This is a genomic window from Vagococcus acidifermentans, from assembly GCF_003987655.1.
GTDB lineage: Bacteria > Bacillota > Bacilli > Lactobacillales > Vagococcaceae > Vagococcus_B > Vagococcus_B acidifermentans.
In genome coordinates, this window is sequence record NZ_NGKC01000005.1 from 56,289 (window position 1) to 74,736 (window position 18,448).

The 18,448-nt window shown below is 48.7% G+C and carries 16 protein-coding genes; 10 read left to right on the plus strand and 6 right to left on the minus strand.

Features of this window, described 5'->3' with window-relative positions:
- Positions 1–3: 3 nt before the first annotated feature.
- The 5 genes from CBF27_RS05815 to CBF27_RS05835 form a co-directional block, all read right to left on the minus strand.
- Positions 4–675 (minus strand): ABC transporter permease, encoded by a 672-nt coding sequence (locus CBF27_RS05815; protein ID WP_126813332.1) that lies wholly within the window; start codon positions 673–675, stop codon positions 4–6.
- Positions 676–1,602, minus strand: coding sequence for an osmoprotectant ABC transporter substrate-binding protein (locus CBF27_RS05820; protein ID WP_126813334.1), 927 nt, complete (start codon positions 1,600–1,602; stop codon positions 676–678).
- Position 1,603: 1 nt separating this feature from the next.
- A complete protein-coding gene (locus tag CBF27_RS05825; protein WP_126813336.1) occupies positions 1,604–2,236 on the minus strand; it encodes an ABC transporter permease in 633 nt (210 codons plus the stop codon).
- Positions 2,233–3,402: a betaine/proline/choline family ABC transporter ATP-binding protein gene (locus tag CBF27_RS05830; RefSeq protein WP_126813338.1), complete on the minus strand. Its 1,170-nt coding sequence runs from the start codon at positions 3,400–3,402 to the stop codon at positions 2,233–2,235. The genes CBF27_RS05825 and CBF27_RS05830 overlap by 4 nt, the downstream gene beginning before the upstream one ends.
- Positions 3,403–3,499: 97 nt before the next feature.
- Complete coding sequence (locus CBF27_RS05835; protein ID WP_126813340.1) at positions 3,500–4,246, minus strand: acyl-[acyl-carrier-protein] thioesterase; 747 nt, start codon at positions 4,244–4,246, stop codon at positions 3,500–3,502.
- A gap of 208 nt (positions 4,247–4,454) precedes the next feature.
- Between CBF27_RS05835 and zwf the strand changes: the two genes are divergently transcribed.
- Positions 4,455–5,969 carry a glucose-6-phosphate dehydrogenase gene (gene zwf / locus CBF27_RS05840; RefSeq protein ID WP_126813479.1) on the plus strand — a complete coding sequence of 505 codons (1,515 nt, stop codon included), beginning with the start codon at positions 4,455–4,457 and terminating at the stop codon, positions 5,967–5,969.
- Positions 5,970–6,009: 40 nt separating this feature from the next.
- On the opposite strand, the gene CBF27_RS05845 is transcribed toward zwf, so the two are convergent.
- Positions 6,010–6,210: a DUF2187 domain-containing protein gene (locus CBF27_RS05845; RefSeq protein WP_170175023.1), complete on the minus strand. Its 201-nt coding sequence runs from the start codon at positions 6,208–6,210 to the stop codon at positions 6,010–6,012.
- Positions 6,211–6,545: 335 nt separating this feature from the next.
- Between CBF27_RS05845 and nagA the strand changes: the two genes are divergently transcribed.
- From nagA to CBF27_RS05890, 9 genes are all read left to right on the plus strand, one after another.
- Positions 6,546–7,712, plus strand: coding sequence for an N-acetylglucosamine-6-phosphate deacetylase (gene nagA / locus CBF27_RS05850; protein WP_126813344.1), 1,167 nt, complete (start codon positions 6,546–6,548; stop codon positions 7,710–7,712).
- 462 nt (positions 7,713–8,174) lie between these two features.
- Positions 8,175–10,175 (plus strand): ABC transporter ATP-binding protein/permease, encoded by a 2,001-nt coding sequence (locus CBF27_RS05855; RefSeq protein WP_126813346.1) that lies wholly within the window; start codon positions 8,175–8,177, stop codon positions 10,173–10,175.
- 28 nt (positions 10,176–10,203) lie between these two features.
- Entirely contained in the window at positions 10,204–10,818 is a 615-nt protein-coding gene (locus CBF27_RS05860) for a TetR/AcrR family transcriptional regulator (protein WP_126813348.1), read from the plus strand.
- Positions 10,819–10,949: 131 nt separating this feature from the next.
- Positions 10,950–11,657 carry a response regulator YycF gene (gene yycF, locus CBF27_RS05865; protein WP_126813349.1) on the plus strand — a complete coding sequence of 236 codons (708 nt, stop codon included), beginning with the start codon at positions 10,950–10,952 and terminating at the stop codon, positions 11,655–11,657.
- Between the two features lie 11 nt (positions 11,658–11,668).
- The gene (gene walK / locus CBF27_RS05870; RefSeq protein WP_126813350.1) at positions 11,669–13,498 is read left to right on the plus strand and encodes a cell wall metabolism sensor histidine kinase WalK; all 1,830 of its coding nucleotides are present in this window, start codon (positions 11,669–11,671) and stop codon (positions 13,496–13,498) included.
- The gene (locus CBF27_RS05875) at positions 13,495–14,790 is read left to right on the plus strand and encodes a YycH family regulatory protein (RefSeq protein ID WP_170175011.1); all 1,296 of its coding nucleotides are present in this window, start codon (positions 13,495–13,497) and stop codon (positions 14,788–14,790) included. Before walK ends, CBF27_RS05875 begins: the two co-directional genes overlap by 4 nt.
- Entirely contained in the window at positions 14,791–15,624 is an 834-nt protein-coding gene (locus CBF27_RS05880; protein WP_126813352.1) for a two-component system regulatory protein YycI, read from the plus strand.
- A gap of 63 nt (positions 15,625–15,687) precedes the next feature.
- Positions 15,688–16,491 (plus strand): MBL fold metallo-hydrolase, encoded by an 804-nt coding sequence (locus CBF27_RS05885; RefSeq protein WP_126813353.1) that lies wholly within the window; start codon positions 15,688–15,690, stop codon positions 16,489–16,491.
- A 258-nt stretch (positions 16,492–16,749) separates the two neighbouring features.
- Positions 16,750–18,417, plus strand: coding sequence for a peptide ABC transporter substrate-binding protein (locus CBF27_RS05890; protein ID WP_126813354.1), 1,668 nt, complete (start codon positions 16,750–16,752; stop codon positions 18,415–18,417).
- Positions 18,418–18,448 lie beyond the last annotated feature (31 nt).

Below are 18,448 nucleotides of genomic sequence, written 5' to 3' on the forward strand. Positions count from 1 at the left end.
TAATTATTCAGCGCGTTTGCTGAATTTTGCGCTGGGGTCCAGCCGTTTTTCAACGATTCCCAAGAGCCAGTCGGTGGTCACCGACATGAAAGCAGTCGGCAAAGCGCCGATCAGGATGATGGCGGTGCCGTCGGTGGCATTGGTTCCGCGGATGATGATGTCGCCCAAGCCGCCGGCACCGATGAACGAGCCGATGGCGGCGATACCGATGGCCACGACCAGCGCGTTGCGGAGTCCCGCCATGATGACAGAAACCGCCAAAGGCAGTTCAATCATATACAGGCGCTGCAGCTTGGTCATTCCCATGCCTTTGCCGACATCCAGCACGTTGCTGTCGACTTGGCACATACCTGTGTAAGTATTGGAGAGAATCGGCAGCAGCGAGTAGAGAAAGATGGCGACAATTACCGTATTTACCCCCAGTCCGATGCCCAGCATCAGAATGGAAAGCAACGCCAGCGACGGCACGGTTTGAATGACATTGGCAATGCCGATTACCCAGCCGGCCAGTTTTCTTTTTCGGGAGATCGCGATACCTAACGGAATAGCGACGACGGCGGCAAACAGCACGCCGTAAATCGAAATCAGAAAGTGGCGGACAAACTGGTCCAGGACGTACCCGCCGTTATGCTGCAGATAGTAAGCAATTTGTTGAGAAAGAGTCATGTCTACCATTTAATTTCCCTCCTCAAAAAAGTTATTTTCCCGTAAAAAGTTTTTCGCGACAGTTTCAGGTTCCAGCAAGTTGTTGTCTGCCTGAAAGTTCAGTTCCTGCATGGTTTGCGTGTCGATTTTCCCGGCAAGCTTCAGCAGGATGTCTTCCAACTCAGGGTATTCTTCCAGCAGTTCATCTGTGACCAGCGGACTGCAGTCGTAAGGCGGGAAGAATTTCAGGTCGTCTTCCAAAATGACCAAATCGTAACTGGCAATCCGTCCGTCCGTCGAGTAACCTAACACGACATCTACCCGTCCGGCGGCAACCGCATCATATACGAGCCCGATCTGCATCGGGTAAGCCTGTTTGAATGACATATTGTAAGCATCCACAAAGGCCTCGTAGCCGTCACCTTCGCGTCTCATCCAGTGCGTATCGACGCCGACTGCCAGTTCATCAGACACAGCGGCCATATCGCTGATTTTTTTCAAGTTGTATTTTTCTGCCGTTTCTTTTGTGATCATAAACGCATACGTGTTGGCAAATCCGTAAGACGGGAACCATGTCTGGTCGTAGCGTGTTTTAAATTCATGCACGACTGTCTTCATGGCTTTCTCCGGGTCTTTTTCAGCCGGCAGCATCAGCGTGCTGCTCAAATCTGTCCCGGTATAGCGTCCGGCAGAAATGTTGACGTCGCCGTTGAGCATTGCCTGGTGGTTCATGGTCGTCGATCCCAAGTTATTGACGATATTCGTGCGGTGCTCAGTGTAGTGTTCAATCATGCCTTTGATGATATTAGCCAAGATTTGCGTTTCGGTGGATGTTTGCGCAGCAATTGAAATCGCCTTTTTATCTGTCCCTTCGCTTAATCCGGGTAACGAACAACTGCTTAGAAACAAGGTCAAAGTCATCAGCACAAGCAGAGTGAATTTTTTGCGGGTCCGCATACTAAGCCACCTCCTCTTGTTTTGGCGACAACACTTTTTGCAGGCGCCCGAGCAGAAAATCTACCAGAATCGCCAGAATGGTTACCGGAATCGTGCCGCCGATAATCAGCTCCGGCTTGTATAGATTCAAACCGCTGAATATAAAGTCGCCCAGCCCGCCGCCGCCGATGTAGCCGGAAAGAGTCGCCCAGGCCACAACATAAACACCGCTCAAGCGGATACCGCTCATGATGGTCGGGACGGCCAGAGGAAATTCTACGGAAAAAATTTGCTGAACCGTGGTCATCCCCATGCCTTTTGCCGCATCGACAATGTCCGGGTTGACATTTTTCACACCGATATAGGTGTTTCGCAGGATAGGCAGCAGCGAGTAAATAAAGAGAGCTGCAATCGCAGTTGCCTTGCCAATACCCATAAATGGAATCAGCATGGCGAGAAGAGCGAGTGAAGGGACGGTCTGCAGAAGGCTGACAAGTGCGATAATCGGAGAGGCAATCTTTTTCGTTCGTGTTAAAAGAATGCCGAGAGGGACAGCTACAATAACGCCCAAAAGCAGCGCAACAAAGGAAATGTAAATGTGTTCGACGATTTTTGTGACGAGTTCTGTGCCATTTTCTTGCAAAAATGCGCTCATGACAAGTCGCCTCCTTGACTGCCGCCTTCGTTTGCGACATTGTTGTCATCGTCTCCCCAAATGGTGTCATAGACTATATCGACAATATACGAACGGGTGACAATCCCGACCAGTCGTTTCCGTTCATCAACAACCGGTACGTATTTCAGTCCCCGTTTCAGGATATGCTGCATCGTATCGCGCAGAAAGGCCGTTTTGCTGACGTAATAGACATCCGGATTCATGATGTCGCCGACGCTCGTTGCACGGTGGCGGTGTTTGTCAATGCTTTCCACGTCAATGAACCCCTTCAGGACATGCTGGGCATCTGTGACGAGCAGCGTATCGACGCTTTTTTCCCGCATCAGTTTGATGGCATCCGACAGTGATTTTTCAGGTGTGATGGATACACCGGTCCGCAGCATGACTTCTCCCAGTGTCAGGTAATCCTGCTGGGAACTTGCCAGCCGTTCTTCGCCGAGCAGCTCTTCGACGAAATCATTGGCAGGGTGGCGGAGAATATTTTCAGGTGTGTCAAATTGAATGACTTTCCCTTGACTCATAATGACGATTCTAGTCGCAAGTTTCAATGCCTCGTCCATATCGTGTGTGACAAAGATAATCGTTTTTCCCAGTTTTTCCTGCAAGCTTTTGATAAAGTCCTGCAGCACATCTCTGGTGATCGGGTCCAACGCCCCGAAAGGTTCGTCCATCAGCACGATATCCTGGTCGGCCGCCAGTGCGCGCACGACACCGATCCGCTGCTGCTGCCCGCCGGACAATTCGCTGGGGTAGCGGTCGAGCATCTCCAGCGGCATTTCCACCAGCTTCATCATGCGTTCAGCTATTTCATCCCGCTCTGCTTCCGGCCATTTCAGCAACTTCGGCACGAGTGTGACGTTTTCGCGAATCGTCATGTGCGGCATCAAGCCGATGTTTTGGATAACATAGCCGATTTGCCTGCGCAGCTCCACCGGATTTTTGTCACGGATGTTTTCCCCGTTGATTAAAATATCGCCGGAAGTCGGTTCAATCATGCGGTTGATCATGCGCATGGCTGTGGTTTTCCCGCTTCCGCTTGTACCGATGAAACAAATGAATTCTCCTTTTTCAAATGTCAGATCCATATCATCAACTGCGACTTTATTGCCTTTGTAAACCTTAGTGACATGTTTAAACTCAATCATGTAATATCATCTCCTTTTTAAATTGGCAATAAGGTACTCTATCAGTGTGACGCAATTCCGAATATTTTTCAAGTTTTCAGAAAAAACAGTTGGTTTTCTACTCGTTTTTTGTTTGCCAAAAGATGGTTGCTTCGGCGCAAATGGTGTCGTTGACCTTGATTTGATGGCAGCTGACGGCAGGACGGCTGTCTTGTTTTTTTAACGACCAGATACTGTCCACGATTTCGCCGTATTCGACTTCTTTATCAAACTTGATCAGCACGCGTTCAGGGGTGTGGGTAGTCAAAAAGTCGAAACCGAGCACGTCGGTCATCCAGTCCAGATATTTGGAGTTATTGACATGTTTATTGCCGTCGATGTCTAGAAAGCGCACGCGGTAGTCTTGTGACCGGCCGTTTTCCACCGGCTGGATTTTTTCTCCCCGCTCAATCCGTTTGACTTTTTCCGATTCGTACGGGGCGATGATGTCTTCGATCACGCTGCTCATTTTTCTGTTTTCGATGTTCATCAGGACAAATGTCGATTTGATAAAGACACACTCGTTGCCTGCCTCATCGTGCACCCAGAAATTACGGTAGCAGAAGAATTTATTGTAGCTGGTGGCTTGTGTGGTGACGGTCACTGTTTCGCCGGAAGACGGCAGCCGTGTGATGGCGATGTCGTATTGCGTGATGACCCACGCCAGCCCGAACGATGCCACATAGTCGCTTCCCCGGTTTAGCGCATCACTTTGCGCGCTGGAAGTTTTGATGATGATATTTAATAATGTCGGCAAAGTTAAAGTGCCGTTAGTATCGCATTGATAATATACGATGTCATGTATTTCAGAATATTTTTTTGCCATAAAATCGGCCTCCTACAGTTTTTCTTTTAGTATAACACACTTTTTTTAAAGTCAAGTAATGCCCTGTTTACAGCGGCGGCGCATCAAAACACCGGCTGGCGTACACGGGGCGGATAGTCAATTACTTGCTTTGTCGGTATGAAAACAGTAGAATATTCAAGTAGTATGACATCATTTTATTTTGGGAAAAGGTAGGAGCTTGTATATGATTCAAGAACATCGAGCGCTATTTGTTATTTTCGGCGGTACCGGCGATTTGGCGAAGAGAAAGCTGTACCCGTCATTATTCCGCCTGTTCAGAAAAGGCAACATTGCGACACATTTTGCTGTTATCGGTACGGCAAGACGGGAGTGGTCCAATGATTATTTTCGTGAAATCATCAAGACAGCCATCGAGCCGCTGGAGCCGACAAAGGAAGAAGAAGAAGCATTTGTCCAACATTTTTACTATCAGTCGCACAATGTGACGAATACGGAAGAGTATACGGTCATCAAAACATTGGCGGACCGGCTGGATGAACAATATGAGATTGGCGGCAACCGGCTGTTTTATCTGGCGATGGCGCCGAACTTTTTCGGTGTGATTACCCGCCACCTGAAGTCAGAAGAAATCATCACCAATAACGGCTTTAACCGTCTGGTAATCGAGAAGCCGTTTGGTTCCGACTATGAATCGGCCCGGCTGCTGAATGAGGAGATTCGCGAAGTATTTGAGGAAGACCAGATTTTCAGAATCGACCATTACCTCGGCAAAGAAATGATTCAAAACATTTCCGCCATCCGATTTGCCAACAATATGATCGAATCGTTGTGGAATAACCGCTACATTGATAATGTGCAAGTCACGCTGGCTGAGAGTCTGGGTGTGGAAGAGCGCGGCGGCTACTATGATAAGAGCGGCGCCCTGAAAGACATGATTCAGAACCACGCGCTTCAAATCGTGTCTTTATTGGCGATGGAGCCGCCAAGGATTTTTGATGACGAGGAAATCCGCCAGGAAAAAATCATTGCGCTGCGCTCGATCCGGATTTTGTCAGAAGCAGAAGTCGACCAGTTTTTCGTCAGAGGACAATACAGCGCAGGCAAGCTGAAGGATGACACATTCGCCGCGTATCATGATGAGCTGAATGTCGCACCTGATTCCCGCACGGAGACATTTGTGGCCGGCAAACTGCTGATTGATAATTTCCGCTGGGCGGGCGTGCCGTTTTACATCCGTTCCGGCAAGCGGCTGACAGAAAAAGGCACGCGGATTAACATTGTGTTTAAACCCGTCCCGGTCAATATTTTCAGGGAAAATGAGGCGACCAGAAAAATCAAAGGGAAAGACGTCCTGACGATTTACATTCAGCCGACAGAAGGATTCTCGCTGACAATGAACGGCAAGGAAATCGGACCAAGCTTCAGTTTGGCGCCAATCAAACTGGACTACCGCCACTCTGCTGATGCGCTGGAAAACAGCCCGGAGGCTTACGAGCGGCTGCTGCTGGATTGCCTGAATGGTGATGCGACCAACTTTACCCACTGGGACGAAGTGGCGCAGTCGTGGCGCATTGTCGATGTTATCCGGCAGGCATGGGACAAGGACACTGCCGCCATTCCAAGCTATGCGGCAGGTACGATGGGACCGGACGAAGCCTTCCAGCTGCTGGAAAAAGACGGCCATGACTGGATATGGCAGCCGGATGCCTGGTACCGCGAACGCGGGTATTTGACAGATTAAAAAAACGTTCGGCAGGATGTCCCCTGTCGAACGTTTTTAACTAGTCAGATTTTATTGAGCCGATTAACTGGCAATTTTTTTTACTGACGACAAGCCTGCCCAAGTATTTGTCGGCCATCTCTTCAGACGGATTGGTAACGTCAATCAAGTAAGAGTTTTCATATTCCTTTTCAATAAAGCCTTCATAAGTTTTATCTTCCCATGAAAATGTGAGTTTGCGGTTAATATTATCCACAGCCATCCCCTCCACCAAATCAATTGATACCAATTATGCCCTAAAAGTGCTGAAAAGGAAAGAGAAAACCAAAAAAAGTTATAAAAAAGTCAAACTATTGTTACAATTGACGAACGTTGCGAGCGGGTGTGAACGAAAAAGCGCCTTTCAACGCGTAAAAAGACGTTTTTACACACGACCGGACAGAAAAAATCAGCGCGCCGGGCGATAACCGGGGAACAGACGGCTGTTCTTTTTTTGACAGGGTCCGGTCCAGTCCGGACTGCGGACAATTCTTGACTAGCAAAAGATTTAATGATAGCTTAGAGTTGAAATTATTTAAAGAAAGAAGTTGTGGAGAAATGAAAAAGTATGTCTACGCAGATCGATTTTTCTTACCCAGCGGGACGGTTGGCCCAGGCTATTTAGATATTTCAGATGGAGTGTTTGGCGAGATTGCAACAGAAATTGACAATGATTTTGGCGAAGTCATTGATTACTCAGGCAAATGGATTGCACCGGGGCTGGTGGATACGCACATTCACGGCTATATGAATCATGATGTCATGGACAACGACCCTGAAGGGCTGAAAGTGATGTCAGAAGGCCTTCTTTCTTGCGGAGTTACGTCGTTTCTGCCGACAACGCTGACATCCAGCCGCGAGCAGCTGACTGCCGTGGCCAAAACAATCGGCGAAGTACATCAAGAGGTAACAGGGGCAAAAATTCAGGGGATTTATTTTGAAGGCCCGTTTTTCACCGAGGAATACAAAGGTGCGCAAAATCCGGGTTATTTTTCCGACCCTGATTTGGATGTCTTTAACGAATGGCAGGAAGTGTCCGGCCACCTCATTAAAAAAATCGCCTTGGCACCCGAGCGTGACGGCGCAGCCGAGTTTGTCAAACGGGTGACTGACGACGGTGTGGTCGTGGCTTTGGGCCACAGCAATGCCACTTTGGCAGAAGCGCGGGATGTGGTCGAATCAGGCGCCAGCGTGTTCGTGCATGCGTTCAACGGGATGCGCGGCCTGAACCACCGGGAACCTGGCATGGTCGGTGCAGCGATGAGTTTGAAACATGTCTTTTCCGAGCTGATTTGCGACGGCCACCATGTCCATCCGACAGCGGCCGGTATTTTGATGGAGGCAGTAGGGCATGACCATGTGGCATTGATTACGGACTGTATGATGGCCGGCGGCATGCCGGACGGCGACTACATGCTGGGAGAATTTCCGGTGAAAGTGGCTGGCGGTACTGCACGAATGGCGGAAGGCAACCTTGCCGGCAGCATTTTGAAGCTGAAAGAAGCCATCAAACATGTGGTCGACTGGGGCTTGGCTACGCCGGAGGAAGCCGTCATGATGGCGACTTATGTTCCTGCTGTCAGCTGTAAGATAGATGACCAGTGCGGCCAGATTGCCAAAGGACGTGCGGCCGATTTCATCGTTTTGGAACCGGACATGAATTTGCTGGCAACATATCTTGACGGCAACTGCCGTTTTGAAGTAGATACTTATTCTGCTGACTAATCGTATACTTGTCGTTCCCCTGTACTGAACCGCTCAGGCTCGGTACAGGGGCTTTTTTATCTAAAAAAAAAGCCCGTCTCTCAACCAGACGGGGCGTTTTGAAACATAAAATCGTGTAATGTAAGGGAAGGGGAAGTTGTGGATTTTATGTTTCACATATATACTAGCGATACTATCTTTAGTTTATGGGTATGCATGTATTTTTTCAATGGATTTTCCCTTTTTAAATCGTTGTAACCATTTAGATGATCATAAAACCTGACCGGACAACGGTTTCTTAGACTGTCATATTTTGCACAAAGCTGTGAACTATTTTGGAAATTGTTTTAAAAATAGGCGTTTTCAGAAATATTTTTGACAATCGGCAAGAGTTCACAGAATCTTCATTGACAGTATGACAACCTGTCAGTTAAGATGGAGCAATATTAATGACAAGTTGTCAGTTTTGGAGTGAAAGCGAAGATGTCAGTGTTAACATTAAAACATGTGAACAAGTATTACAAAGTAGCCGGCAATCAGCCGTTTCAGGCATTAAAGGATGTCACTGTGTCGTTTGACAAGGGGGAGCTGGTGGCAATCATCGGTGAATCCGGCAGCGGCAAATCCACGCTGATGAATTTAATCGGCGGACTGGACTCTGATTTCGACGGGGAAATCCTGTTTAACGGTCAAAATTTAGGGACATTCAAAGAGGCGGATTTCGTCAAATACCACAAAGAAAACGTCGGATTTGTGTTTCAAAGCTTCAATTTGATTTCCCACCTGAACCTGCTGGACAATGTGACCATGGCCATGACGCTGGCCAATACATCAAAAGAAGAGCGCATCAAGCGCGCCAAAGAAGTGTTGAGCGATATGGGGCTGTCTGACCATATTTACAAAAAACCGGACCAGATTTCCGGCGGACAGAAACAGCGTGTGGCGATTGCCCGCGCATTGGTGAACGACCCGGATATCATCATTGCCGATGAACCGACGGGTGCACTGGACGCTGAAACGACCGAACAAGTGCTGGAGATTATCACCGACATTGCCAAGCGCGGCAAGCTGGTGGTGATGGTCACCCACTCGGCGCAAGTCGCCGGTCACTGCAGCCGTATCGTATCCATCGACAACGGCAGTATCGTGGACGACAAACGCAACAGCGAACCGCTCATTCATGAAGAGGTCAAGTCGTCACAGCCTGCTGTCGGCAATAAAAACTTGAGTTTCTTTTCCGCTATCCGTCTGGCCTTGCTGAATATGAAAGAAAAGCTGTCCCGCAACTTGCTGGTAGCGGTCGGCTCAAGTATCGGCATCATGAGCGTTATCCTGATGCTGGCGCTGGGCAATGGTGTCAAGACCTACATCAACGACACGATGAACAGTTTTGTCAATCCGTTAGTGACGGAAGTCCGGATGCCTGCCGACACCCAAGGGGAAGAGGCGGGAAGTGATGATCAGACGTCGCTGGAAGCGATGCAGCGGCAGCAGCAGATGGAGATGCAGAGCATGTTGACAGCAGATGCGCCGTTTCAAACTGAGAATCTTGATGAATTGGCAGCTCTTCCCAATGTCAAATCATTGGAAAAAGGCTACAGCCTGCTGTCGTTCGGCGCTAACCGTGTAGCCTACGATGAGAATGAATCAATGATTCTGACTTTCGCTACAGTTTCCAGCAATTTAAATGAGTCCAACCTGACGGCGGGGAACTGGCCGGAAGCTGGTCAAATCATGTTGTCTCAAAGTGTGGCTGATGAACTGGCAGAGGACAGCATGATTGGCCGTACGGTGACATTGACATTGACACTGGGCGAACAGGTCGTCTCCCGCGAATTTGACGTGAGCGGCATTTTCGGCTCGGACTCTGATGCGATGAGCGGGATGAGTGCAGCTTATGTGACCTTTGAAGACTTGAACGACTGGTACCAGGCGGAAAATATGACACTGGAGCCAAATGTCGTATTCCTGCTGGCTGAAACAGCAGACGATACGGAAAGCATCAAAAACAAAGTCAAAGACATGGGCTATCAAGGTTCTGCTCAAGAAGCCATGACCAACATGTTCAATGAAATGCTGGACGTCCTGACATACGTGCTGGCGGCTGTGGCTGGTATTTCACTGGTGGTTTCCGCCATCATGATTTTAGTCGTGCTGAACATCAGTGTGGTCGAACGTACGAAAGAAATCGGCATCTTGAAAGCGCTCGGGGCACGCAAAAAAGATATCCGGCGGATTTTTGTTTCCGAAGCATTTCTAATAGGGTTGTTTTCCGGCGTCATCGGGATTGCCTTTGCCTTTGGTCTGGGGTATGGCATCAATCAGTTCAGTTTAAATGTGTTTGACGTGCCGATCATCCAAATTGCCAATGAAAATATCGTGATGGGTTTGGCCATCAGTGTGGTCATCAGCATGCTGGCGAGCTTTTTGCCTTCCCAGCGGGCAGCCGGACTGGACCCGGTCGAGTCGCTTCGCAGAGAGTAGCAATGAAAAGACAAGGGAGTGTAAGCCAATGCCGACTGCGCAATTTTTCAAACTGGAAAAGGACAAGCAGGCACGTATTTTAGCGGCGGCTGTCAAAGAGTTCAGCACCGTTCCTTATAATGACGCATCAATCAACCGGATTATCAAGACAGCGGACATTTCGCGGGGCAGCTTTTATTTGTATTTTGCAGACAAGGAAGATTTATTGTTCTATTTGTTGCAGGAGCTGGTGGAAAAACCCGCCGTGGCTGCCTATCAGGGACTGAGCCGGCCGCCTGCCGATATCTTTGAATTCGGCCTTTGCGCGTTTGATATTTTCAGCGGACTGCTGGAAACACACCGCGCACTGCTGGGACAGATTTTCACCACGATTTCATTTGAACAAGTTCAAGTGGTGGTGGCCCGTCATCACAGTAAAATCCGTGAGTTGTCGCCAATCTCAGCCGACGACGGCTGCCACCGTCTGGGGATTGATTTTATGTCAATTCAAACGGCTGAGATGAAAACCGCGGCCAAGGGAGTCGAGCTGGCTGTCCTGCATGCGCTGCTTCATCTGGCACTGCCTTGCGTCGGACCAAGCGAGACGCGCCGGGAGCTGGCTTTGCTGCTTGACCTGCTGAAGCGCGGCGCTGCAAACTGCTAACAAAAGAACGGGGAAGGCTGATTCCCCGTTCTTTTTTGTCTGTTGAATAAATCATTTCGCTTGACTTGTAAAATGATGTATAATTAGAATGATACCTTGCAAAAAGGTCACTTCATACAGGAGGGCAAAAAATGAAGAAAATATTAGTTGTAGATGATGAAAAGCCTATTTCAGATATTGTAAAATTTAGTTTAGCCAAGGAAGGGTACGACGTGTACACGGCTTTTGACGGCGAGGAAGCTGTTGAAAAAGTCAAAGAAGTCGAACCGGATTTGGTCCTGCTGGATTTGATGCTGCCTAAGATGGACGGATTGGAAGTTTGCCGCGAAATCCGCAAAAACTACGACATGCCGATTATCATGGTAACAGCGAAAGATTCTGAAATTGATAAAGTCTTGGGACTTGAACTCGGAGCCGACGACTATGTGACAAAGCCGTTTTCCAACCGGGAACTGGTGGCGCGCGTCAAAGCGAATCTGCGCCGTCAGAGCCATGCGAGCAGCAAAGCGAATGAAGAAAACGACAGCAACGAACTGAAAATCGGTGCGCTGACCATTCACCCGGACGCCTACATCGTATCCAAACGGGGCGAAACGATAGAGCTGACGCACCGCGAGTTTGAATTGCTGCACTACCTTGCGAAACATCTGGGACAGGTGATGACGCGGGAACACTTGCTGCAAACGGTCTGGGGCTACGATTATTTCGGCGATGTCCGCACAGTGGACGTAACGGTCAGACGCTTGCGGGAAAAAATAGAGGATAACCCTAGTCATCCGGCCTGGTTAGTGACCAGAAGAGGTGTGGGATATTATCTGAGAAATCCTGATAAAGACTAGGAGTTACACGAATGAACAAAAAAATTAGGTTTTACCAGTCTGTCAATTTTAAAATCGCACTTGTGTTTGTCCTGCTGCTGATGATTTCGATTCAGGTCATCGGTGCGATTTTTATCGGACAGTTGGAGTCTTCGACAATCGAGTCATTTGAAATCAACATGACTTCACAAGTCGAAACACTTGCGACAAACCTAAGCAATGAATTAAGCACGTATAAAGAACAAGATTTAAAAGACAATACCAATTTGAATCGTCTGCTCAGCGACTTTGCCAAATCAGATGTCATCGAAGCACGGATTATCGACGAAAAAGGTACGATTCTGGCGACCAGCGACGCCAATCTTCTGACCGAAGTCGGGAAAAAAAGCGACTACTGGCTGCTGACAGATTTAAAACCGAAGAGCGAGGAAATTACGAATCCCCAGACTGGTGACCGGGTGTTTCGGAACTGGCGGCCGATTTATTCGCCGACAGGAGAAACGGTCATCGGTTTTCTCTATGTGCTGAGCGACATCGAAAGCCGCTACAGTCAGGTCAGCGACGTGACATTGATATTCTTTTACGCTTCCATGGTGTCTGTGGGGATTTCTCTGGCAGTCGTCCTCTTGGTGTCAAAAACCATTACCAAACCGATTGGCGAAATGAAGCGTCAGGCGGGCCGCATAGCGCAAGGCGACTATACCGGCCGTGTGGAGATTCACGGCAATGACGAGCTGGGACAGCTTGGCGAAACCTTTAATGAGCTTTCCGCCCGGGTTGAGGAAGCCCAGGAGACGATGGACTCCGAGCGGCGGCGTCTGGACAGTGTCTTGACGCACATGACCGACGGCGTTATCGGGACAGACCGGCGCGGGAATGTGATTATCATCAACGAAACGGCTCTTAGTCTTTTGGAGACGACCAACGAAGAAGCACTGGGCAAATCGATTCTTGATCTTCTGGATATCCGCGGGGAATACAGTTTCCGCATGCTGCTGGAAGAACAGGAGGAAATTTTGCTGGACTTTTCCGCCTCGGAATTCGACCAGGTGATTTTACGGGCCGATTTTGCCATCATCCGGCGCGAATCGGGCTTCATCAGCGGTCTGGTGTGTGTGCTGCATGACGTGACCGAGCAGACGAAGGCCGAACAGGAACGGCGCCAGTTTGTTTCCAACGTGTCGCATGAACTGCGGACGCCGCTGACGAGCATGCGCAGCTACATTGAAGCGCTGGTGGACGGCGCCTGGCAAAGCCCTGAAGTTGCCCCGCAGTTTTTAAAGGTAACGCAGGAAGAGACAGAGCGCATGATTCGGATGATTAACGACTTGCTGCAGCTGTCGCGGATGGACACACAGAAAATGACACTGCAAGTCGAACTGGTCAATCTGAATGAACTGTTCAACTATGTGCTTGACCGGTTTGACATGGTTATCAAAAACGAAGGCAGAAATTATGACATCAAGCGGGAATTCACCAAACGTTCCCTCTGGGTCGAAATCGATGCGGACCGCATGATTCAGGTGCTGGACAATATCCTGAACAATGCCATGAAGTATTCACCCGCCGGCGGCACCATTACCTGCCGGCTGCTGGAGACCCATAAAAATGTCATCATCAGTATTTCAGACCAAGGCCTCGGCATCCCTAAAAAAGATTTGGGACGCGTCTTTGACCGGTTTTACCGCGTTGACAAAGCACGCTCCCGGGCGATGGGCGGGTCAGGGTTGGGACTGGCGATTTCCAAAGAAGCAGTGAAGGCACATGGCGGCAACATTTGGGTGGAAAGTGAAGAAGGGAAAGGGTCGACCTTTTTCATTTCACTTCCGTATGAGCCGTATGAGGAGGAAATATGGGAATGAGGCGACTACTTGATTACAGCATTCGATATGGTCTGGCAGCAATGGTTGCGTTAAGCTTGTTCCTGTCGTTCAAAATCTGGACGAAGCCGGCCAATTCGACGCACAAGGAAACTAAAAAAGACCAGACAGAAGTGGTTCAGAAGAAAAGCCGCAGTGAAGTATTTCTCCCGACGAAGCTGATTTACCATCATGTCGACGATCAGGATTCGCTTAGTTACCGGGAAGGGCTGATCAGCAACATCCAGCAGAAACTGAAAAAATTCAATTACGACCGTCTTGAGGAATTAGCCGGCGGCGAAGCGACTTTTCAGCGGATTAAGACGCAGCGCCACGCGGTGGAGCTGACGTATCCCCAGCCGCTGCCGCTGAAACTGTACCAAGAGGTGTTTGAACTGCCGATTGCCGATATCGACAGTTTGAAGGATGATGTGATGATTGACGGGGTCATGATTTCTATCGCCGACAACTATCTGTATCTGCTGAACCATGTGGATATGACTGTCTACCGGACGAAGATGATGGGAGACTTCCCGAGTATAACAGCTGAATTCCGTGACGAGGACAATGTCTTTTTCGATGTGGATTTTGACAGCGAGAATGTCGGCCAGATTTATTACGTCAATGAAGACATCCAATTGAAAAAATACAGCTACATCGCAACAGTCCAGCCGTTCACCATCTTTACGGAAGCGTTCTTCAACCAGTCGGCGGAAGTCTATTCCAAGAGCAATACGGAAAATGTGGAACTGACCAATGCAGAAGGCGAATTTTTGAATGTAAATGCCGAAACAGGCGAAATCAATTACCGCGGGAAGTTGAAAGAAACGGCGGACGCTGATGCTAATATATACGACAGCAGCTTCCATTATGTCGAAAGTACCGGCAATGTGCTGGGGAATATCCGCTTTTTCGGAGCCCAGGACAACACAGTGATTTACAGAAATTATGTTGAGGGCTTCCCGGTGTTCGGCGACTACACGAAAGGCCGGATGTCGGTAACGGTGCAAAATCAGAATGTGACTGTCACGACCAACGAGGAAACGCTGCTGGTGCCTATCCCGTCTGACGAAACTGTCCGGCTGGAGCCGACCCGCACGGTCTTGCAGCAACTGCTTGACCACGGAGCCGACATCACTAAGATTCATGATTTGCAGATCGGCTATGAATGGCAGCTCAACACGGAAACGAAACAAGTGGTCGATTTAAATCCTGCATGGTACGTCAAGTATGACGGCATCTGGGACTCAGTAGCGGTGATAGAAGAAAAATTGTCGGAAGGAGTGGCCGGCTAAATGGACTTTAAAAAAATCGAAGGCATTTTTCTGGTGGCATTCCTTTTTCTGAATATCTTTCTGTTTAGCGTTTATCAAGACGGCAAAGGGGACTCTGACAATCTTGCTGCTAACGGCGTGACCACCAGCATTGAAAATAGATTGAAAGTGGATAAAATCAAACTATCGCGCCCGTTATCCGAAAAAAAATATACGGGGTATTACTTGAGTGCCGAGCAGGACAGTCTGATCAAAGCGGCCGAAGACGACTTGCTGAATCAAAACTGGTCAGTTGAAAAAAACAGATTGACGGCCACTTTTGTCGGCCTGCCTGACCAGCGTCTGTCTAAAAAAGACACCGTGGCATCTTTGACGCAGTTTATCCAAAAAGGGCATACGGTGCTGCACGGGCAAGAGTACAATTATTCAAAGATAAATTCAAACACGGATGAACACCAGTATGTGTTTGTTCAGGAATGGGAAGGCCTGCTCTTTAATGACGTCACTTCCCAGCTGGTGCTGGAGGTCAAAGATGCCGGCAATACGTCCTTGAGTGTTGCCGGTTACCAGCAGACATATTTGAAAAACATCGAACCGCTAAGAGAAAAGCAATCGCTGATTTCTGAAAAGGAAGCCATCGTCAGCTTGTACACGAACAACCGTCTGCCGAGCGCTTCGAAAATCGAGTGGTCTCAGTTGGCCTACACGCAAATGTTTACTGTGCGCGGAAAGAATGTGTACATCCCGGCGTGGTTCGTGGCCGTCACAGATGACAAAGACCACGTGCAGATTGAACGGGTGAACGCCATCTCGGGCGCGGTTTTAACCAGTAATATTTCTGAAGTGAAAAACTGACGGGAATGACGTATAATGAGAGCTGTATATTAATCAGTGGACTAGGAAGGAAGAGTTTTTTTCGTGGAAAATCAAGGGTTTAAAGTAAGTATACTGGCAAGCGGCAGCACGGGAAATTCTCTCTATATTGAATCACCGCAAAAAAGGATTCTGGTAGACGCCGGTTTAAGCGGCAAAAAAATCACACAGTTAATGAGTGAAATCGACCGGTCGCCCCAAGATTTAGATGCGATTCTAGTGACACATGAACACCGCGACCATATTCACGGTGTCGGTGTGCTGGCGCGGAAGTATCACTTGGACGTCTATGCAAATGAGAAAACATGGCAGGCCATGGATACGATGATCGGGACGGTGAAAACCGAACAAAAATTTGTGTTCGGCATGGGTCAGACGCTGACATTGGGTGATTTGGATATTGAAAGTTTCGGCGTATCGCACGATGCGGCCGACCCGCAGTTTTACCGGTTTCACAAAGATGGCCGCAGTTTCGTCATGCTGACGGATACCGGCTATTGCAGCGACCGGATCAGAGGGATCATCCAAAATGCTGATGCTTACTTGCTGGAAAGTAATCATGATTTGAACATGCTGCGCATGGGCGCCTATCCGTGGAGCTTAAAGCAGCGGATACTCGGCGACCGCGGGCATCTGTCCAATGAGGACGGTGCGCTGGTTGCCACAGATGTCATCGGCAGCCGGACCAAAGCGATTTACTTGGGCCATTTGAGCAAAGAGAACAACTTGATAGAGCTTGCCCACATGACGATGGTGTCAACACTGAAGGAACACGACATCGATCCCGAACGGCAAGTACAGGTTCATGACACGAGCCCAGAGAGTGCCACACCATTATTTTCATTATAAAAAAACGGACGATAAAAAGACAAAATTGTCTGAGCCGGCCGTCAAAATGAGAGATGTTTCATTCCTCATTTTGACGGCCGGCTGTTTTAGTTTCAGTCATGGCAGGAAAATCGACTGAAGATGCAAAAAAAACATGTTTATTTTTTTTGCGGGCGCAGAAAAAAAGATTGCCTTCATGAAATAATCTCTATAGAATCATAACCATATACTTTGTGAAATCTAATCGTTTTATCATTTTGTTAAAAGGGGGAAACAGGTATGAAATGGCAAAAAGTAACATATGCAGGTTTAATTTCAGCGGCTGTCTTAAGTTTGGCTGCTTGCGGAGGCGGTGGCGATACAGATAAAAAAACCGGCGGCAAAGGCGGAAACGGTAAATCAGAACAGACCTTTACTGTCATCGAGCAGCAGGAAATGCCGTCTGCGGACCCGTCGCTGGCAACAGATGTGATCGGCGCGCGGGCATTGACTAATACGTATGAAGGATTGTACCGCCTAAATCTTGAAAACGAACCTGAACCGGCCGGCGCGGCAGACTTTGCAGAGGTCAGCGAAGACGGCAAAGTGTATAAATTGAAACTGCGTGAAGAAAGCAAATGGTCCAACGGCGACCCTGTAACAGCCAAAGACTATGTCTTTGCTTGGCAGCGCACGGTGGATCCGGCCACAGAATCGGAATATGCCTCGATTTTTTCACCGGTCAAAAATGCGGACAAAATCACGGCCGGCGAACTGGATAAAAGTGAATTAGGCATTAAAGCCGTCAGCGACTATGAACTGGAAATCACACTGGAAAAACCTGTCCCGTACTTTAAGTACTTGCTGGCATTTAAACAGTATTTCCCTCAAAACCAAAAAGTCGTTGAAGAGCATGGCAAGGAATTTGCGACGACCAGCGAAAAAGCAGTGTACAACGGACCGTTTGTCCTGGCTGATTTTGACGGACCGGGCACTGACACCGAATGGGCATACGTTAAAAATGAGTCTTACTGGGACGCCGAGAATGTGAAGCTGGACCGTATTGATGTCAAAGTGGTGAAAGATGCGTCAACGGGGATGAACCTCTTTGATGACGGTCAGGTGCATGACGCGATTTTGACCGGCGAATTGGCACAGCAGCGGGCAGACGACCCGGAAATGGTCATCGAAAAGCTGGCCTCAACTTTCTATTTGGAATTGAACCAGCGGGCTGAAGATTCCGCATTCAGAAACGAGAATCTGCGCAAGGCGATTTCCTATTCGATTGACAGGGACAGACTCGCCGCACAAATTTTAGGCGACGGGTCCGTAGCGGCGAAAGGACTGGTTCCTGCCGACATGTCTAAAAATCCGGAAACCGGCAAAGATTTTACCGAAGATGCCGGCAGCAGTCTCGCTTACGACGCCGGTCAGGCCAAGGAATACTGGGAGAAAGCCAAACAGGAGCTGGGCGGCAAGGTACCTGAAACACTTGATATTTTGTCATCTGATACGGATTCTTCCAAGAAAGTCGTGGAGTATCTGCAAGGCACATTGGAGGAAAATCTGTCAGGTATCAAGGTGACAGTCACGCCGGTGCCGTTTGCGGTGAGGCTGGAGCGGAGCAATCAAGGCGAATTCGACATGGTACTGGGCGGCTGGAGCGCCGATTACACCGATCCGGTGACCTTCTCCGAGTTATTTACGACAAACAACGCGTACAATCGCGGGAAATTCAGCGACGAAGCGTACGATAAGCTGGTAGAGAGTTCAGCCACCACAAATGTGGCAGACCCTGCCGCACGCTGGCGTGATTTGGTGGAAGCAGAAAAGCTGCTGCTGGAGAAGATGGGTGTTGTGCCTTTGTACCAAAAGGCGGAAGCCCACTTGCGCAAATCCAACATCAGAGATATCGCCATTCATCCGGCCGGTGCGCACTATGATTATAAATGGGCATATGTAGAGTAGAGTTGACTGATAAAAACCTATAACTCTTAAA

Bases quoted from the DNA above. Each gene is read 5' to 3' on its own strand.
- CBF27_RS05815 (WP_126813332.1), bottom strand. From the start codon at position 675: ATGGTAGACATGACTCTTTCTCAACAAATTGCTTACTATCTGCAGCAT.
- CBF27_RS05820 (WP_126813334.1), bottom strand. From the start codon at position 1,602: ATGCGGACCCGCAAAAAATTCACTCTGCTTGTGCTGATGACTTTGACC.
- CBF27_RS05825 (WP_126813336.1), bottom strand. From the start codon at position 2,236: ATGAGCGCATTTTTGCAAGAAAATGGCACAGAACTCGTCACAAAAATC.
- CBF27_RS05830 (WP_126813338.1), bottom strand. From the start codon at position 3,402: ATGATTGAGTTTAAACATGTCACTAAGGTTTACAAAGGCAATAAAGTC.
- CBF27_RS05835 (WP_126813340.1), bottom strand. From the start codon at position 4,246: ATGGCAAAAAAATATTCTGAAATACATGACATCGTATATTATCAATGC.
- CBF27_RS05845 (WP_170175023.1), bottom strand. From the start codon at position 6,210: ATGGCTGTGGATAATATTAACCGCAAACTCACATTTTCATGGGAAGAT.
- nagA (WP_126813344.1), top strand. From the start codon at position 6,546: ATGAAAAAGTATGTCTACGCAGATCGATTTTTCTTACCCAGCGGGACG.
- CBF27_RS05855 (WP_126813346.1), top strand. From the start codon at position 8,175: ATGTCAGTGTTAACATTAAAACATGTGAACAAGTATTACAAAGTAGCC.
- CBF27_RS05860 (WP_126813348.1), top strand. From the start codon at position 10,204: ATGCCGACTGCGCAATTTTTCAAACTGGAAAAGGACAAGCAGGCACGT.
- yycF (WP_126813349.1), top strand. From the start codon at position 10,950: ATGAAGAAAATATTAGTTGTAGATGATGAAAAGCCTATTTCAGATATT.
- walK (WP_126813350.1), top strand. From the start codon at position 11,669: ATGAACAAAAAAATTAGGTTTTACCAGTCTGTCAATTTTAAAATCGCA.
- CBF27_RS05875 (WP_170175011.1), top strand. From the start codon at position 13,495: ATGAGGCGACTACTTGATTACAGCATTCGATATGGTCTGGCAGCAATG.
- CBF27_RS05880 (WP_126813352.1), top strand. From the start codon at position 14,791: ATGGACTTTAAAAAAATCGAAGGCATTTTTCTGGTGGCATTCCTTTTT.
- CBF27_RS05890 (WP_126813354.1), top strand. From the start codon at position 16,750: ATGAAATGGCAAAAAGTAACATATGCAGGTTTAATTTCAGCGGCTGTC.